The sequence below is a fragment of the Gottfriedia solisilvae genome (assembly GCF_002128405.1).
GTDB lineage: Bacteria > Bacillota > Bacilli > Bacillales > Bacillaceae_G > Gottfriedia > Gottfriedia solisilvae.
The window spans coordinates 1-16,307 of record NZ_NETJ01000003.1 but is presented as its reverse complement, the minus strand read 5'-3'; the positions used below and the strand labels follow the sequence as shown (position 1 = coordinate 16,307).

Genomic DNA, 16,307 nt, shown 5'->3' with positions numbered 1-16,307 from the left:
TCACATGTATTACACAAATTGCAATGTGGATACAAGCATATCAATAATTTTTATTCCAATGAATGGCGCAACTACTCCACCAAAACCATAAATGAATAAGTTTTTAGATAAAAGTTTATTCGCATCCATTGGTTTATACTTCGCACCCTTCATCGCAACAGGAATGAGAAGAGGAATTATTATCGCATTAAAAATTAATGCTGAAAGGATTGCGGACTTTGGTGAACTCAATCCCATAATATTAAGATAGTCTAACTGTGGTATTGCCATAATAAATAGAGCAGGAATAATCGCGAAATATTTAGCTATATCATTTGCGATTGAAAATGTTGTTAATGATCCTCGTGTTATTAATAACTGCTTACCAATTGCAATAACCGATAATAACTTAGTTGGATCTGAATCTAAATCAATCATATTTGCTGCTTCCTTTGCAGCCATTGTTCCTGAGTTCATTGCTAAACCAACATCTGCTTGTGCTAGAGCAGGTGCATCATTTGTACCGTCCCCTGTCATAGCAACAAGTTTACCATCATCTTGTTCTTTCTTAATTGCTGCAATTTTATCTTCAGGTTTAGCTTCTGCAATGAATTCATCTACCCCAGCTTCTCTTGCAATAGTTGACGCTGTTAAAGGATTGTCACCAGTACACATTACGGTTTTAATCCCCATAGCTCTTAATTCTTCAAATCGTTCTTTTAATCCAGGCTTTACTGTATCTTTTAAATATATAACACCGTAAACCTTGTCATTAATCGCAACAGCAAGTGGAGTACCTCCTGCTTTTGCCACGATATTTGATTTTTCCTCAAGATCAGAAGGAATGCTTCCTCCTTTGGCAGCTATATATTTTTTAATTGCGTCTACCGCACCTTTTCTTATTACGGTACCATCTTTTAAATTTAATCCAGACATTCTAGTTTCAGCTGTAAATTCAATTATCTCGGCATCTTTATATTCGTTTTCATCCCAGCTTAAACCATTTTTATGTGCTAGCTCAACAACTGAACGTCCTTCTGGTGTTTCATCTTTTACAGAAGATTTTAAAGAAGCAAAAGTTACATCTTTTTCTGTTATACTACCAACTGGAATAAACTCACTAGCCATTCGGTTACCGAACGTAATCGTACCAGTTTTATCTAAAATCATTGTATCAATATCTCCAGCAGCTTCGACTGCTTTACCTGACATAGCTAATACATTAAATTGCGTTACACGATTCATCCCTGCAATACCAATAGCAGAAAGTAATCCACCAATTGTTGTTGGGATCAAACAAACCAGTAAAGCAATCAAAGTAGCCACATCAATCGAAACGTCTAAATAATTAGCAATTGGAACGAGTGTCATTATAACAATTAAAAAAACTAATGTTAAAACTGCTAACAAAGTTGTTAATGCAACTTCATTTGGTGTCTTTTGACGAGCTGCACCTTCAACTAATGAAATCATACGATCAATAAATGATTCACCTGGATCTGTTAAAATTTTAACGATAATAAAATCTGAAACTACTCGTGTTCCTCCTGTAACAGAAGAGAAATCTCCACCTGCTTCTTTAATAACTGGAGCTGATTCACCCGTGATAGCTGATTCATCAATTGATGCAAGTCCTACAATAATCTCACCATCAGAAGGAATGATTTCTCCTGTATCAACACGAACGATGTCACCTTTTCGTAAAGATGTTGATGGGACATCTTGATACGATCCATCTTTATGTCTTAACTTTGCAGTTGTTTCTGATTTTGTTTTTCTTAAGGTATCTGCTTGTGCTTTTCCGCGACCTTCTGCAAGTGCTTCAGCAAAATTTGCGAATAGTACAGTGAACAAAAGTATTAAAAATACAGCAATATTATATGTTCTACCAACTGTATCAAATCCAAAAATGTCTGGTTTAATAGAAAGAATTAGTGTTATGAATGTACCAACCTCTACAACAAACATTACTGGATTTTTTATCATGACTAACGGGTTCAATTTTTTAAAAGAATCAATGACTGCTTGTGTTTTAATTTCTTTAGATATTGGCTTATTTTCGATTGCCATAAGATCAATCTCCTCCTTCGTTATTACAACTCCATACTATTTAAACATTCCTAAATGTTCTGCGATTGGTCCAAGTGCAAGTGTTGGGAAGAACGTTAATGCACAAACGACTAAAATAATCGCAATTAAAATGACCGTAAATAATGGTGTATCAGTTCGGAATGTTCCAGATGTTGCTGCAACAACTTTCTTAGTAGAAAATGACCCAGCAATTGCTAACATTGCAATAATCGAAATATATCGACCTAGTAACATAACTAAACCAATTACGATATTATAGAAATCTGTATTTGCTGTTAATCCACCAAATGCAGAACCATTATTAGCAGCTCCAGAAGTAATTGCGTATAACACTTCAGATAACCCATGGAACCCTGGATTTAATATAGAAGAAACAGGACCTTTTAATGATAATGCTAGTGCTGTTGAAACTAGAATTATTAATGGGTGTGTTAAAATAGCGATCGATGCTAGTTTAATTTCTTTTGATTCAATTTTCTTTCCTAAAAACTCTGGAGTTCTTCCTACCATCAATCCACAAATGAAAACTGTTAAAATTACGTATAATAACCCATTTAATAACCCTACGCCTTTACCACCAAAAACGTTATTTAACATCATTTCTGCTAACGGAATCATACCACCAATAGGCGTTAATGAATCGTGCATATTATTAACTGAACCAGTTGTTGCCGCAGTAGTAACAGCTGTGAAAAGCGCCGATTCAGATATTCCAAAACGAACTTCTTTACCTTCCATGTTTCCATTAATGCCAAGAGCTTGTAATGCAGGCGTACCATTATACTCTGCAACAAAAACTGCTGTAAGAAGTGCAATGAACAAGATTCCCATTGCTGCAAAAACTGTCCAACCTTGCTTCTTGTTTTTAACCATTACACCAAATGCATAAACCAATGAAGTTGGTAGAAGCATCATACAAACAATGTGTATCAGATTTGATAGTGGTGTAGGGTTTTCAAACGGATGCGCTGCATTGGTACCAAAGAATCCTCCACCATTTGTACCTATATGTTTTATTGATTCAAGTGAAGCTACTGGTCCTCGAGTAATTACTTGTTTAATTCCCTCTACCGTTGTAGCATCTACTGCACCCTTTAGAGTTTGAGGTACTCCTTGGAAGACTAAGAATAAAGCGACAATAAATGATAAAGGTAAAAATACTCGAGTAATTGAGCGAACTAAATCAACGTAAAAGTTTCCTAAGTTATCTTGGCGTCCAATTAATCCTCTAATAAATGCTATTGCCACAGCAAAACCAGTTGCAGCAGAAGTAAACATTGGGAAAGTTATAGCCATCATTTGTGAAAAATAAGAAAGAGTATTTTCACCACTATATGCTTGCCAATTTGTGTTGGTAATAAATGAAACAGCTGTATTAAAAGCTAGAGCTGATGGCATATTATCAATTTGATTTGGGTTAAATGGTAAATATTTTTGAAATCTAAAAATTGCATATAAGATGAGTAGCATTACAAAATTACAAAGTAACATTGCTAAAACATACTTTTTCCAACCCATTTTTTCATTTTCACTTACACCAATTAATCTATAAATCAATCTTTCAATAGGTCTGAAAAAACGATCCAATCCTGTTTTTTCATAATCATATGATTTTACAAGATAGTTACCTACTGGTTTTACCAATAAGAAAATAAGTATCAACGTAACGACTACTTGGAATATTCCCATGGACATTTCATAATTCCTCCCACATGTTAAACTAGGTTCTAAAATTTCTCTGGTTTAATTAGTACAAAAACTAAATATAGAATTAGAGCAATTCCAATGATTGCTGGTATAAGCATCCCTTCGTTCCCCCTTACGCTTTTTCACAAAATATTGTAAATCCCCAAAAGACTGCAAAAACGATAATGAGTATCCCTATCATTGTTAAATCATTGATCATTTCAATTCTCCTTCCGTTTGCAATCAAGTTCAATTTTCTAATCAACCTTGTTTTCACGAATAAAAACTTTTCATTTTCAAACCAATATTCCCAACTAAAAACTTGTTCTAGTAAATCAAAAAAGACCAATGAATACTGATCTTCCTGCTAAATAACTAAAATCTAAGTTTGGGACATAAACAGAATTCAAAAATGAATGCCCAAATTAGTTGTTCTAGTTAATTCAACTGTGGAAGAAAAGTAATCATTGGTCTACCTAACACCCAGCTAGCTTAACGCTCTCTTTGTATTCTGTCTCCCTGATCTTTTCTAATTTTTCAAAATTTCTTACTTTATGGCAAAATAAATAGACCTATTCAATTATTTGCCCAGGTAAATTATTGTCAAAAGGCAATAAAAAACCCGCTCAAATTAGGCGGTCTACTGACCTCCCTCGCTTTAGCTGACGAAGTTAGCTGTCGGGTAGGATGGCGAAAGAGTATCTCATCCCTTCTACAATAATGTAGAATTAACCCCAAAAAATTGGTTCCTCCGTTTACGAATTAATCGTAATTAAGCCGATATTTATTTTGCTGTTTTGATTATACGTCTATGATTTTTACATGTAAAGAGTTTTTTAAAAAACAATAATTTTCCTCTTTACAAATTTTTTAATCTAAGTATTATAAATCATATCAACAAAATATATTTGCTAAAATCGCTTAATCGTATTTACGAGCGGGGGAACCAATTCGTGCACTTGCACACGGGGTGAATCCTTTTAGGTAGGGCTACTTTTCAAGCCCGAATCCGTCAGCTAACCTCGTAAGCGTTTGGAGAGAGTAAACTTGATCGTGTTATTAATATTTCAATATACCTATATTGAAAATAAATAGCCACGAGAAGAGTTCTCTTCTTGTGGCTATTTATTTTGCTTATGAACAAAAGAATGGGAGAGATATTAATGATGACATCAAAAAAGAAGCTTGAAATTGAATTAAGTGAGGCATTTATTAAATTCCAAAGAGATCTAATTGGAAGAGGTCCTCAAGAAGCAAAAACATATATTGTAGAGGACATGATCATACTTCGATTTAAAGGTGTGTTAACTACCGAAGAAAAACACTTAGTTACTCACAATACTGGAAAAAGTCTTGTAAAAAAAATGCGACAAGTCCTTAGAGAAATGTATAGTAAGGATTATGAAGAGATAATTGAAAGACATACTGGGTGTAAAGTCTTATCTAGTCATAGTGATACCAGTACGAATACTGGCGAACGTATTGAAGTTTTTGTAATGGACCGAAATATTAATAAATTATTTGAAGAAACTAATAAACATAATTTGCAATAGAATAATATTCTTTATAATTTCATATTCATTAATCGCTGAATTCATATGAAGCGGGGGAACCAATTTTGCGGCAAAAGACCGCTCTGGGGTGAATCCTTTTATAGGTATGGCTACTCTTTAAGTCTGAATCCGACAGCTAACCTCGTAAGCGTTTAGGAGGGGATACAAAGTGATTTTTTAACACTGGGTAAACCTCAGTGTATTTTTTATGCTCTTTTTCAACCTCATTTTATTATTTTAATAAAATAATAAAATGATTGAGAACAACACCAAAATTATAGTCATTAGGAGAACATAACAAAATGAACATAGCGTTTTTCATTACTCCAAAAATTGATCTTGTTTATATAAATATAAACTCAACGATGCGACAGGCACTTGAAAAAATGGAATACCACCGTTATTCAGCTATTCCATTAATAGACGATGATGCAAAGTATGTCGGCACACTTACAGAGGGAGATTTATTATGGAAATTAAAAAACACACCAGCTTTAAGCTTTAACAATACACAAGATATTCGACTAAGTGAACTTTCCTTACACACTATTAACGAACCTGTTTCTATAAGCGCTGAGATCGAAGACCTTTTTTCTAGAGCAATAGATCAAAACTTCGTACCTGTTGTAGATGACAATGATACCTTTATTGGAATTGTTAAAAGAAAAGAAATTATTGAATATTGTGCTAAAACGGTATTAAAAGAAAGAATTAATTTTTCGGCTATTTGAGTAATCTTTGGCATCTATCATTATTCGGGGGGGTGTAACATAGAAATAACCTCTCATTTTCTTGAGTATTCACAAAATAATATAAAAGCACCGATTATCTTAATTACAGAAAACAAAAGATACACTGATCGAACTTATAAATTACTTGGGGCAAATTTAGTGATTTTTACAAATTCTATTAATATATCACCTTTTTTAAAGTGAGTATATTTGAAGTCAAAACAATATAAAAAACCAGAAAAATCCTCATTAGGGATTTTCTGGTTCTAATTTTCTACTATTTCCGTACTCCATTTAATTCTTCATATCCGTTGCTTATTTTGCTGCTTTCTCCTGCTCCTGTTTAAAAAAGCTCTTCATAGAATGGAACACATCTGATTTCTGCTTTAAGATATAATGGCGGAATTTCTCATCATTTATGTTTTTATATGCGGACATTAGAGTAGAATGACGGTTGTATTGGTTTACTTCTCCGTAACCAAACATATTACTTACTTTCATTAGTTCCTGCACAAGTTTTACGCATCGTGCATTGTCAGAAGTTAAGTTATCACCATCTGAGAAGTGGAAAGGATAAATATTGTAGCGTTCAGGTGAGTATTTATAGTCAATTACTTCGAGTGCTTTTCGGTATGCAGATGAACAAATTGTTCCTCCGCTTTCACCTTTCGTGAAAAATTCTTCTTCTGTAACAACTTTTGCCTCTGTATGATGTGCAATAAATTCAATATCTACTGATTCATATTTTGTTCTTAGAAATCTTGTCATCCAAAAGAAGAAGCTTCGAGCCATATATTTTTCCCATAGGCCCATACTGCCGCTCGTATCCATCATTGCTAGAACAACTGCTTTTGATTCAGGTTTTCTAATTTCATTCCATGTACGGAATTTTAAGTCTTCTGGTGATATCGGATGAAATGCTGGTGTTCCTCTCATAGCATTTCGCTTAAATGCAGACATCATCGTCCGTTTCTTATCAATATTTCCCATTAACCCAGTTTTTCGGATATCATTAAATTCTATATTTTCAACTGTATTTAAGTCTTGCTCTTTTCGTTTTAAATCTGGTAATTCTAACTGACTAAATAGAGCTTCCTCTAATTCCATTAGTGAAACCTCTGCTTCGTAATAGTCTTCTCCTGATTCTTTTCCTGCCCCTTGCCCTTTTCCTGCTCCTTTTTGAGGCTGACCACTCCCTGAGCCGTCTCTTGCGACTACATCACCAATTTTACTGTCACCAGTTCCTTGACCTACATGTTTATTCTTATCATAGTTATAACGAATCTTGTACTCATCTAATGAACGAATAGGAATTTTTACAACATCTCTACCGTTGGACATGATGATACTTTCTTCTGTAATTAAATCTGCTAAGTTCTTTTTTATCGCTTCTTGTACCTTCTCTTGATGGCGTTGTTGATCGTCATGTCCTTTACGATGGAGGGTCCAGTCTTCCTGTGAAATGGTAAAATTATGCTTTTGTTCTATATTTTCATTACTCATTTTCTTTCCCTCCCTTACTCTCGTTGTATTTATTTTTAAAAATAAAAAAAATCGTCACACAGTAATACACCTATGCATACACTAATTCGGTAGGTGGATTTCTACCCTTTTTTATGGATTACTCTATCATATGCAAGACGACACAATTATTGACAATCTTTCTTTTATTTTTTGCACCCATTTTTTCAGAAAATAGGACAAGTTTTTGAAATACAGTATTTTAATATAAAAAAAGAAGTGGGATCCTTCTTTTAGCAAAAGGATTTCCACTTCTTTTTTTATGGTAAATTATGACCCATTCCTGCCACATAGATTCGTAACCATTGTTCAGATGTCATACTTAATTTTGAAGCTTCTACAGCAGTTTTTACTCTTTCAATTTTTCCAGATCCTACGATTGGCATCATGTTTGCAGGATGAACTAATAACCATGCATACATTACTTCATCTATTGAATTTGCACCAATCTCAGCACCAATTTCTTCTAGCATTGAACGGACTCTAACAGCAGCTTCAGATTGACTAGTAAAAATCTGGCCCCCAGCAAGAGGCGACCAAATCATTGGAGCGACTCCTTTTTCTAAAAGTAAGTCCACTGTTCCCTTTTCAAAATGCTCAAACTGCATTGGCGATACTTCAATTTGATTTGTTACTAATGGCATATCTAAATGCTTCTGTAGCATATTGAACTGAGAAGGTAAGAAGTTAGATACACCAAAATAACGAACCTTTCCTTCTTTTTGAAGTTGATTAAATGCATCAGCAACTTCTTTCGGATTCATAAAAGGATTTGGCCTATGTATTAATAGTAAATCGATATAATCTGTTTGTAGATTTTTTAATGAATTATTTACACTCATTAAAATGTGTTCCTTACTTGTATCATAATGATTCATTTTAAGATCAGGAAACTTAGAAGATTTTAGTTTAATCCCACACTTCGTAACAATTTGGATTTTTTCACGAAGCTCAGGTTTTAGTGCTAAAGCGTTCCCAAAAATCTCTTCACAAGTATAACCACCATATATATCTGCGTGGTCAAATGTTGTAATACCTAATTCAATACATTCTTCTATGAATGATATTAATTGCTCTGATGACATATTCCATTCTGATAAGCGCCACAAACCATGGATTATTTGTGAGAACTCAAGATTTTCTGCTAAAGGTATTCTTTTCATTATTAGTAGCACCCTTCTTTTTTCATATAACCTTATTATAAAAATATAAAATTATAAATGCAAAAGAAAACGGCTATCAGATTTTGATAGCCGCTTTAAGAATTTATCGATTTAGTAATGATCCTACATAGCGTAATAATTCATTTGCAGATGTTGAATTATATCCATATTCATCAATTAGTCGACTTACTACATCATTAATTTTCTTCAATTGACGCTCATCAGGCGTTTTTGTGGACGTCGTAATTTTAACAACATCCTTCAAATCCGAAAAAAGTTTCTTTTGGATAGCTTCTTTTAATCGTTCATGTGAATTATAATCAAATCGTTTTCCTTTACGTGCATAGGCAGAAATACGGATTAATATTTCTTCACGGAAGGCTTTTTTAGCATTTTCAGAAATACCAATTTGCTCTTCAATTGATCTCATTAGTTTCTCATCTGGATTCATTTCTTCTCCAGTTAACGGGTCACGTAATTTGTTTTTATTGCAATAAGCTTCTACATTATCTAAATAATTATCCATAAGCGTTTTTGCTGATTCTTCATACGAATAAACAAATGCTTTTTGAACTTCTTGTTTAGCGATATCGTCATACTCTTTTCTTGCAATCGAAATAAAGTTCATATAACGTTCACGATCTTCATTCGAAATTGATGGATGCTGGTCTAAACCATCTTTTAATGATCGTAAAACATCTAAGGCATTAATAGAAGGTATTTCTTTTCTGATAATTGTTGAAGAAATTCGGTTAATTACATAACGCGGATCAATCCCGTGCATTCCTTCATCCAAATATTCTTTTTTCAACTCTTCTAAATCAACTGTATTATATCCTTCTACCATTTCACCATCATATAAACGCATTTTTTTAACTAAATCAATATCGCCTCGTTTAGGTTCCTTTAATCTAGTCAAAATTGTAAACATCGCAGCTACACGTAAAGTATGAGGTGCGATATGAACATTACTTACATCACTCTCAGAAATCATTTTTTGATAAATTCTTTCTTCTTCGCTTACCCTTAAATTATAAGGAATCGGCATAACGATGATCCTAGAGTGCAACGCTTCATTTTTCTTATTATTAATAAATGATCTGTACTCAGTTTCATTTGTGTGAGCAATAATTAATTCATCCGCTGAAATCAATGCAAAACGCCCTGCCTTAAAGTTTCCTTCTTGTGTCAGGGATAATAAGTGCCATAGGAACTTTTCATCACATTTTAACATCTCTTGGAATTCCATCATTCCACGGTTAGCTTTGTTTAATTCCCCGTCAAATCGATAAGCACGAGGATCTGATTCTGAACCAAACTGTGCAATTGTTGAAAAGTCTATACTTCCTGTTAAATCCGCTATATCTTGAGATTTAGGATCTGATGGACTAAATGTACCAATACCTACTCGTCGATCTTCTGATAAAAATACTCGTTCGACGACGACATCTTCAATTCTTCCTCCAAACTCTTGTTCAAGCCTCATTAAATTTAATGGGGATAGATTTCCTTCAATGCGGATCCCATATTCATTGAAAAAATCATCTCTTAAGTGATTTGGAATTAAATGTAATGGATCTTCATGCATTGGGCATCCTTTAATAGCATAAATTGAACCTTGTTCTGTTCGTGAATAAGCTTCTAGACCTCTCTTTAACATTGTTACAAGTGTCGATTTACCACCACTTACAGGACCCATTAACAATAAGATACGTTTCTTTACATCTAATCTTTTCGCAGCTGGATGGAAATATTCTTCAACTAGTCTCTCTAATGCTTCCTCTAATCCATAAAGGTTGTTACTGAAGAAGCTATACGTTTTCTTTCCGTTTACTTCTTCAATTCCTGCATCTTTAATCATATTATAAATTCTTGAATGTGCAGTTTGGGCAACCCATGGCTCCTCTTTTAACATTTCAAGATACTCAGCAAAAGTGCCTTCCCATTTCAATCGTTGTTCCATATCACGATGCTGCTCAAGTTTCTTTAATATATCCATGGACAAGTACCTCCTTTTTCTCATCTGTAAGAGAGATTATTAAAAGATATGCGAGTATGTCCGTACTCATGCTATATCTTAAGAGGGAAAATATTTTTTAATCGAGACTAATTTCACATAATACATAATTTTACTTTCATATTTCTACGTTTTTTTTGTATAATAAGTTTAGGGAATTGGGAAATTTTCAATTGGGAGGATACATACTGATGAGATTAACATTAATTTTATTAGTTATAGCTGCATTTTTATCTGCAATTTTTTCAGCTGGCTATAATGACAGACCTGGACTTAAAAACAAATAATAAGTAGAAGATGCTTCTTAATAAGGATTTAAAAGTTATGTTACGCTAAAATCCTATATTAATGAAGCATCTTTTTTTGTAAAAAAAAAAGCACCTTTTTTTGAAAAAAAAAAGCACCTAAAACGGTGACTTTTTGTTTTACTGCGAGTAATCTTTTACCTTTAACAACTCACGAAAATCTTGTTGTCGTAATGCTTCATAAATTAAAATTGCAGCTGTATTAGATAGATTTAATGAACGAATGTGATCTGTCATTGGTATTCTTAAACATGTTTCCATATTTTTTTCGATTAATTCTTTTGGTAAGCCCGTCGTCTCTCTACCAAATACAAAAAATATTTCATCATCCTGATTCGAATAATTAAAATTAGAATATGTTTTTTCTCCAAATTTAGTTATGAAATAAAACTTTCCATTTTCATATTTAGAAAATAATTCATCTAAAGAATCGTGATAGTGAATATCCACATGCTCCCAATAATCTAGTCCTGCTCTTTTTAGCATTTTATCATCTGTGGAAAAACCCAATGGACGAATTAAATGCAAACTAGTATCTGTTCCTGCACAAGTACGTGCGATATTGCCTGTATTTGCTGGAATCTGTGGTTGATATAATACAACGTGTATTCCCATGTCTTCACCTCTATAATTGTTTCAATGTCTTCTATTATACCAATTCAGTATTATGAATGGAATTATTCCATATTTGGTTTATTTAATCCATCTACGATATGGAAAAATTTATACTTTATATTGTCAGTGTAAGCTGTTGAATCGTAATAAGACCAATAACGTTTTCGGCTATTTTGAGTATGCGCATTTACTAACGGTTCCCCATTCTCGTCCTTGGCAACCACAATTGTACAATGGTTCCATCTGCCGTCGCCTTCAAAGTCATATAAAATCAGATCACCTAAACTTAATTCTTTTGGATCTCCTACTTCTTCGGCTTTAATTCCTGTTTGGGATTTAGGTAAGTATTTTCTTAATGCGTGTGCCACTCTCCAACTATAGCTACTCGATGAATAATTCTTATACCACCATCCAACTGCGTTTTTAGGCATACCATTCATTTTCAAGCCACCAGCTCTTAAACATTGCGAAATAAAATTTGTACAATCATTCGCGTATAGTGGGTACTCCTTATTATGCCCATCCCACCATGTTTCAGCATATTTAACAGCATTGAATCGATTGTATACATTATTCCGATCCATTGGTGTGTGTTGTTCATCTTCTTCTACCATTTCAATTTCATTAGGATCATCTTCATATTCAATCGGAAATTCTATATCATACACCATTTCATGATGATTTAAAGCCATTTGTCTTTCTTGTTGTTCTTCTTCAAAATATAAGTCTGTTTGTTTTAAAAAATATCGAATATGCAAAGTATAATTAACATATGTGATGTCATCATCGGTCCATATATTTTTTACTTCTACATTCCCGTATGCTTTTACAAGTGAGATATTTCGTTGCTGATATAATTCAACCTTACGTTGAATTGCTAAATATTCACTTTCTTGAATGAGATGGCTTCTTGATCCATCTCCAAAGTATAATTGTAAACGCTCTTTAACATAGCGTTCTAAAAGGTCTCGATTTAACAAGAAAATCCCCCCTTCTCAACATTCGCTTATATTCTATACGATGTTGTGAAGATGGAGATTATACCTCTCTTCTATGATTACTTTGAAAGAATACGATTAATTTCTTCTATTACTATTTCATCAGTTTCAGTTTTGAGACATTCATTTATAAAAATGGCTCCATTTTCACGATCTATTTCTGAAATAGCCCAAATTGCTGTTCCTCGGATAACTGGCCTTACATCATGAATAGCAAGATCCTTTAAGTCATCTAATGCCGTATCATCCTTAAAATGAGCTAATGCGATAATAGCGTTTCGTTGAATTGGATTCTTACCTCTCCATGAACCTGACATTTGACCAAACTGTCTTTTAAATTCCCTATTACTTACTTTCAATACTGAACGTAATAATGGTTTAACCGTTTCAGGATCTGGTTCCATCTCTTCATGGTGAGTAAAATTAATACCTTTATTCTTTGGACAAATCGTTTGGCATGTATCACAGCCATAAATACGATTACCTATTTCCTTTCGAAACTCTAGTGGAATCATTTCTTTTGATTGCGTTAAAAAAGCAATACAGTTTTTTGCATTTAACTGCCCTGGAGCGACAATTGCGCTTGTTGGACATACATCCATACATTTTGTACATTCTCCACATTGATCTTCTATTGGTGTATCCGGCTCAAATGGTAATGAAGTTATCATCTCACCCAAATAAACATAAGACCCATACTCTGGTGTGATAATCGAACAATTCTTAGCACTCCAGCCAATCCCTGCTCGTTCAGCTACTGCTCGGTCTACTAACTCACCTGTATCTACCATAGATTGTACTTTTGCATTTGGATAATGTAATAAAATAAATGACTCAAGCTGTAACAATTTCTTTTTAACAACAATGTGATAATCTTCTCCCCATGAAGCACGACAAAATATACCCCTAGTAGAACCCTTTTTACTTTTCGGGGCATCTTTCATTTTAGATGGGTAAGCTAATGCAATCGCTATTATTGAATGTGCTTCACTCATAATCTTTCTCGCATCTGTTCTACGTTCAATATCTTTTGCTTCAAAACCTGATTGATAGTTTAATTCTTGTTGTTTATATAATCTACTTTTCAAAGTAACAAAAGGATCTGCTGTCGTAAATCCAATTTTATCAATGCCTATTTCCTTACTATATAATATCAATTCTTTTTGAAATTCTTTTATGTTCATCCATATCACCTTACAGTTATTAGTACTAGTATATATCAACTATTCTAGTCAGAAAGTTCATAGTTTAAATAGTACAGATAAAATGATCATACACTAGAATACATATTTTAGATATTTATTAATCTAACCATAAAAAAACGCAATGTATCGTTCTTCTATGGAATCAATACACTGCGTTGTTATCAAGTTATAATAAATCTTCGAATGCTCATACACTAACTATATATATATATAAAGTAATAGGTAAATAGTAGTGCTAGCTGAACTATGTATATAAATTTAACATACATATGTCAGTAACTCAAGAAAAAAATCATATTTTGTCGAATTTTAGTCTTAGTAAATATTGGTAAAAATAAGTAATCAATAGCTTTAATGGAAGTGTAACTCGATAATGATTTTCTGCCAGAATAAACATACTTATTAATTAGAGCAATGCTTTTATCTCATTAACAAACCTTCTACTTTTCAACTTACGCCTAAAAAAAAACAGAAAGAAGGATCTTGCATACAGCAAAATCCTTCTTTCTGTTTTATATGATAGCGGTGACAGGACTTGAACCTGCACGTCCGTGAAGACAATAGATTTTGAGTCTACCGTGTCTGCCATTCCACCACACCGCCAAAACGATATACAACAATTATAGTATATGAACTACTAATTGTCCAATTATATCTGAATATAAAAACCTCTTACAAATGTAAGAGGTTTCTTTGATACCGAGGGCCGGACTCGAACCGGCACGGGGTCAACCCCCGCAGGATTTTAAGTCCTGTGTGTCTGCCATTCCACCACCCCGGCATGGGAAAATTAAAAGGCGGTAACCGGATTTGAACCGATGATAAAGGTTTTGCAGACCTCTGCCTTACCACTTGGCTATACCGCCGCAATATGGAGCGGAAGACGGGGCTCGAACCCGCGACCCCAACCTTGGCAAGGTTGTATTCTACCGCTGAACTACTTCCGCATGTGGCTGGGCTACCTGGATTCGAACCAGGGCATGACGGAATCAAAATCCGTTGCCTTACCGCTTGGCTATAGCCCATCAATTTATATATTATATAAAGTAATATATACTTATATCACTTAATTGCTAAAATAATTTATATGGGGCGACTGATGGGAATCGAACCCACGAGTGTCGGAACCACAATCCGATGCGTTAACCACTTCGCCACAACCGCCATTATTATTAAATTGGCAGGGGCAGTAGGAATCGAACCCACACCAAAGGTTTTGGAGACCTCTATTCTACCGTTAAACTATGCCCCTATAAAAATGGTGGAGGGGGACGGATTCGAACCGCCGAACCCACAGGGAGCGGATTTACAGTCCGCCGCGTTTAGCCACTTCGCTACCCCTCCGGTTAAAGAGTGCCGACTAGAGGACTTGAACCCCCAACCTACTGATTACAAGTCAGTTGCTCTACCAATTGAGCTAAGTCGGCATTTTTTATTTTTTTTATCTTTTTAGTTAAGATGGTGGCTCGGGACGGAATCGAACCGCCGACACGAGGATTTTCAGTCCTCTGCTCTACCGACTGAGCTACCGAGCCAACTTAAATGGCGGTCCCGACCGGGATCGAACCGGCGATCTCCTGCGTGACAGGCAGGCATGTTAACCGCTACACCACGGGACCATTTGGTTGCGGGGACAGGATTTGAACCTGCGACCTTCGGGTTATGAGCCCGACGAGCTACCAGACTGCTCCACCCCGCGATAATGTGGATACTAATTAATTTAGATCCATGAATATTCATTTAGTAATATGGTGGAGGATGACGGGCTCGAACCGCCGACCCCCTGCTTGTAAGGCAGGTGCTCTCCCAGCTGAGCTAATCCTCCATAATATAAAAGTGGTGACCCGTACGGGATTCGAACCCGTGTTACCGCCGTGAAAGGGCGGTGTCTTAACCGCTTGACCAACGGGCCAATATATTGGAAGTCCTAATTTAAATGTGGCGGAGAGCAAGGGATTTGAACCCTTGAGACAGGGTTACCCGCCTACACGATTTCCAATCGTGCTCCTTCGGCCACTCGGACAGCTCTCCAAAATGGCTCCGCAGGTAGGATTCGAACCTACGACCACTCGGTTAACAGCCGAGTGCTCTACCACTGAGCTACTGCGGAATAATCAGAACCAAGCGACGTTCTACTCTCACAGGGGGAAACCCCCAACTACCATCGACGCTGAAGAGCTTAACTGCCGTGTTCGGTATGGGAACGGGTGTGACCTCTTCGCTATCATCACTTGATTCAATTTCCTTGGGACATTAATCATTATATCAAAATATCTATTAAAGTCAATGACTTTTTGCTAATATTTTTCAATAAGTTAATGATCTTTGTACCCTCAAAACTAGATAATGTCATTATCAAACTTGTTAGTTAAGTCCTCGACCGATTAGTATCAGTCAGCTCCACGTGTCACCACGCTTCCACCTCTGACCTATCAACCTGATC

The 16,307-nt window shown here is 35.0% G+C and carries 11 protein-coding genes, 16 tRNA genes, 1 rRNA gene and 3 riboswitches; of the genes, 2 read left to right on the top strand and 26 right to left on the bottom strand.

What is annotated here, in order from left to right; all coding sequences use genetic code 11:
* Positions 1–9: 9 nt before the first annotated feature.
* From kdpB to kdpF, 3 genes are read right to left on the bottom strand one after another with little or no spacing between them, the layout of a single operon-like run.
* Entirely contained in the window at positions 10–2,049 is a 2,040-nt protein-coding gene (gene kdpB, locus CAB05_RS09400) for a potassium-transporting ATPase subunit KdpB (RefSeq protein WP_087999590.1), read from the bottom strand.
* Between the two features lie 36 nt (positions 2,050–2,085).
* Entirely contained in the window at positions 2,086–3,759 is a 1,674-nt protein-coding gene (gene kdpA / locus CAB05_RS09395) for a potassium-transporting ATPase subunit KdpA (protein WP_088000363.1), read from the bottom strand.
* Positions 3,760–3,797: 38 nt separating this feature from the next.
* Entirely contained in the window at positions 3,798–3,875 is a 78-nt protein-coding gene (kdpF, locus tag CAB05_RS22740) for a K(+)-transporting ATPase subunit F (RefSeq protein ID WP_088000360.1), read from the bottom strand.
* Between the two features lie 526 nt (positions 3,876–4,401).
* Positions 4,402–4,545, bottom strand: a riboswitch (cyclic di-AMP (ydaO/yuaA leader).
* 119 nt (positions 4,546–4,664) lie between these two features.
* Positions 4,665–4,803: riboswitch (cyclic di-AMP (ydaO/yuaA leader) on the top strand.
* Between the two features lie 89 nt (positions 4,804–4,892).
* Here kdpF and CAB05_RS09380 point away from each other — a divergent pair.
* Positions 4,893–5,309, top strand: coding sequence for a Na-translocating system protein MpsC family protein (locus CAB05_RS09380; RefSeq protein WP_235821416.1), 417 nt, complete (start codon positions 4,893–4,895; stop codon positions 5,307–5,309).
* A 23-nt stretch (positions 5,310–5,332) separates the two neighbouring features.
* A riboswitch (cyclic di-AMP (ydaO/yuaA leader) is annotated at positions 5,333–5,475 on the top strand.
* A gap of 136 nt (positions 5,476–5,611) precedes the next feature.
* Positions 5,612–6,040, top strand: a complete 429-nt coding sequence (locus tag CAB05_RS09375) for a CBS domain-containing protein (RefSeq protein WP_087999587.1) — start codon at positions 5,612–5,614, stop codon at positions 6,038–6,040.
* 315 nt (positions 6,041–6,355) lie between these two features.
* On the opposite strand, the gene yhbH is transcribed toward CAB05_RS09375, so the two are convergent.
* The 23 genes from yhbH to rrf all read right to left on the bottom strand — a co-directional run bounded on the left by yhbH (position 6,356) and on the right by rrf (position 16,099).
* On the bottom strand, positions 6,356–7,543 hold the full coding sequence (yhbH, locus tag CAB05_RS09370; protein ID WP_087999586.1) for a sporulation protein YhbH: 1,188 nt from the start codon (positions 7,541–7,543) through the stop codon (positions 6,356–6,358).
* Between the two features lie 278 nt (positions 7,544–7,821).
* Complete coding sequence (locus CAB05_RS09365) at positions 7,822–8,724, bottom strand: aldo/keto reductase (RefSeq protein WP_087999585.1); 903 nt, start codon at positions 8,722–8,724, stop codon at positions 7,822–7,824.
* A gap of 103 nt (positions 8,725–8,827) precedes the next feature.
* Complete coding sequence (locus tag CAB05_RS09360; protein WP_087999584.1) at positions 8,828–10,723, bottom strand: PrkA family serine protein kinase; 1,896 nt, start codon at positions 10,721–10,723, stop codon at positions 8,828–8,830.
* A 443-nt stretch (positions 10,724–11,166) separates the two neighbouring features.
* Positions 11,167–11,661, bottom strand: coding sequence for a tRNA (uridine(34)/cytosine(34)/5-carboxymethylaminomethyluridine(34)-2'-O)-methyltransferase TrmL (trmL, locus tag CAB05_RS09355; RefSeq protein ID WP_087999583.1), 495 nt, complete (start codon positions 11,659–11,661; stop codon positions 11,167–11,169).
* Positions 11,662–11,723: 62 nt separating this feature from the next.
* The gene (locus CAB05_RS09350) at positions 11,724–12,641 is read right to left on the bottom strand and encodes an amidase domain-containing protein (protein ID WP_087999582.1); all 918 of its coding nucleotides are present in this window, start codon (positions 12,639–12,641) and stop codon (positions 11,724–11,726) included.
* Between the two features lie 77 nt (positions 12,642–12,718).
* Positions 12,719–13,843, bottom strand: a complete 1,125-nt coding sequence (queG, locus tag CAB05_RS09345; RefSeq protein WP_087999581.1) for a tRNA epoxyqueuosine(34) reductase QueG — start codon at positions 13,841–13,843, stop codon at positions 12,719–12,721.
* Between the two features lie 541 nt (positions 13,844–14,384).
* Positions 14,385–14,467, bottom strand: a tRNA-Leu gene (locus CAB05_RS09340).
* 94 nt (positions 14,468–14,561) lie between these two features.
* Positions 14,562–14,645 (bottom strand) — tRNA-Leu (locus CAB05_RS09335).
* A 14-nt stretch (positions 14,646–14,659) separates the two neighbouring features.
* Positions 14,660–14,730: transfer RNA gene (locus tag CAB05_RS09330), tRNA-Cys, on the bottom strand.
* A gap of 6 nt (positions 14,731–14,736) precedes the next feature.
* Positions 14,737–14,811 (bottom strand) — tRNA-Gly (locus CAB05_RS09325).
* Positions 14,812–14,814: 3 nt separating this feature from the next.
* Positions 14,815–14,889 (bottom strand) — tRNA-Gln (locus CAB05_RS09320).
* Positions 14,890–14,952: 63 nt separating this feature from the next.
* A tRNA-His gene (locus tag CAB05_RS09315) sits at positions 14,953–15,028 on the bottom strand.
* A gap of 14 nt (positions 15,029–15,042) precedes the next feature.
* Positions 15,043–15,116, bottom strand: a tRNA-Trp gene (locus CAB05_RS09310).
* A gap of 7 nt (positions 15,117–15,123) precedes the next feature.
* Positions 15,124–15,208 (bottom strand) — tRNA-Tyr (locus CAB05_RS09305).
* A 10-nt stretch (positions 15,209–15,218) separates the two neighbouring features.
* Positions 15,219–15,291 (bottom strand) — tRNA-Thr (locus tag CAB05_RS09300).
* Between the two features lie 32 nt (positions 15,292–15,323).
* Positions 15,324–15,399, bottom strand: a tRNA-Phe gene (locus tag CAB05_RS09295).
* An 8-nt stretch (positions 15,400–15,407) separates the two neighbouring features.
* Positions 15,408–15,483: transfer RNA gene (locus CAB05_RS09290), tRNA-Asp, on the bottom strand.
* A 3-nt stretch (positions 15,484–15,486) separates the two neighbouring features.
* Positions 15,487–15,563 (bottom strand) — tRNA-Met (locus CAB05_RS09285).
* A 50-nt stretch (positions 15,564–15,613) separates the two neighbouring features.
* Positions 15,614–15,689: transfer RNA gene (locus CAB05_RS09280), tRNA-Val, on the bottom strand.
* Positions 15,690–15,701: 12 nt separating this feature from the next.
* A tRNA-Glu gene (locus tag CAB05_RS09275) sits at positions 15,702–15,776 on the bottom strand.
* A gap of 27 nt (positions 15,777–15,803) precedes the next feature.
* Positions 15,804–15,895 (bottom strand) — tRNA-Ser (locus tag CAB05_RS09270).
* Positions 15,896–15,899: 4 nt separating this feature from the next.
* Positions 15,900–15,974 (bottom strand) — tRNA-Asn (locus CAB05_RS09265).
* 9 nt (positions 15,975–15,983) lie between these two features.
* A 5S ribosomal RNA gene (gene rrf, locus CAB05_RS09260) occupies positions 15,984–16,099 on the bottom strand.
* Positions 16,100–16,307: the final 208 nt, after the last annotated feature.

What these genes read in the sequence shown, in the direction of transcription:
- kdpB (WP_087999590.1), bottom strand. Translation starts at nt 2,049, where the DNA reads ATGGCAATCGAAAATAAGCCAATATCTAAAGAAATTAAAACACAAGCA.
- kdpA (WP_088000363.1), bottom strand. Translation starts at nt 3,759, where the DNA reads ATGGGAATATTCCAAGTAGTCGTTACGTTGATACTTATTTTCTTATTG.
- kdpF (WP_088000360.1), bottom strand. Translation starts at nt 3,875, where the DNA reads ATGCTTATACCAGCAATCATTGGAATTGCTCTAATTCTATATTTAGTT.
- CAB05_RS09380 (WP_235821416.1), top strand. Translation starts at nt 4,893, where the DNA reads ATGAACAAAAGAATGGGAGAGATATTAATGATGACATCAAAAAAGAAG.
- CAB05_RS09375 (WP_087999587.1), top strand. Translation starts at nt 5,612, where the DNA reads ATGAACATAGCGTTTTTCATTACTCCAAAAATTGATCTTGTTTATATA.
- yhbH (WP_087999586.1), bottom strand. Translation starts at nt 7,543, where the DNA reads ATGAGTAATGAAAATATAGAACAAAAGCATAATTTTACCATTTCACAG.
- CAB05_RS09365 (WP_087999585.1), bottom strand. Translation starts at nt 8,724, where the DNA reads ATGAAAAGAATACCTTTAGCAGAAAATCTTGAGTTCTCACAAATAATC.
- CAB05_RS09360 (WP_087999584.1), bottom strand. Translation starts at nt 10,723, where the DNA reads ATGGATATATTAAAGAAACTTGAGCAGCATCGTGATATGGAACAACGA.
- trmL (WP_087999583.1), bottom strand. Translation starts at nt 11,661, where the DNA reads ATGGGAATACACGTTGTATTATATCAACCACAGATTCCAGCAAATACA.
- queG (WP_087999581.1), bottom strand. Translation starts at nt 13,843, where the DNA reads ATGAACATAAAAGAATTTCAAAAAGAATTGATATTATATAGTAAGGAA.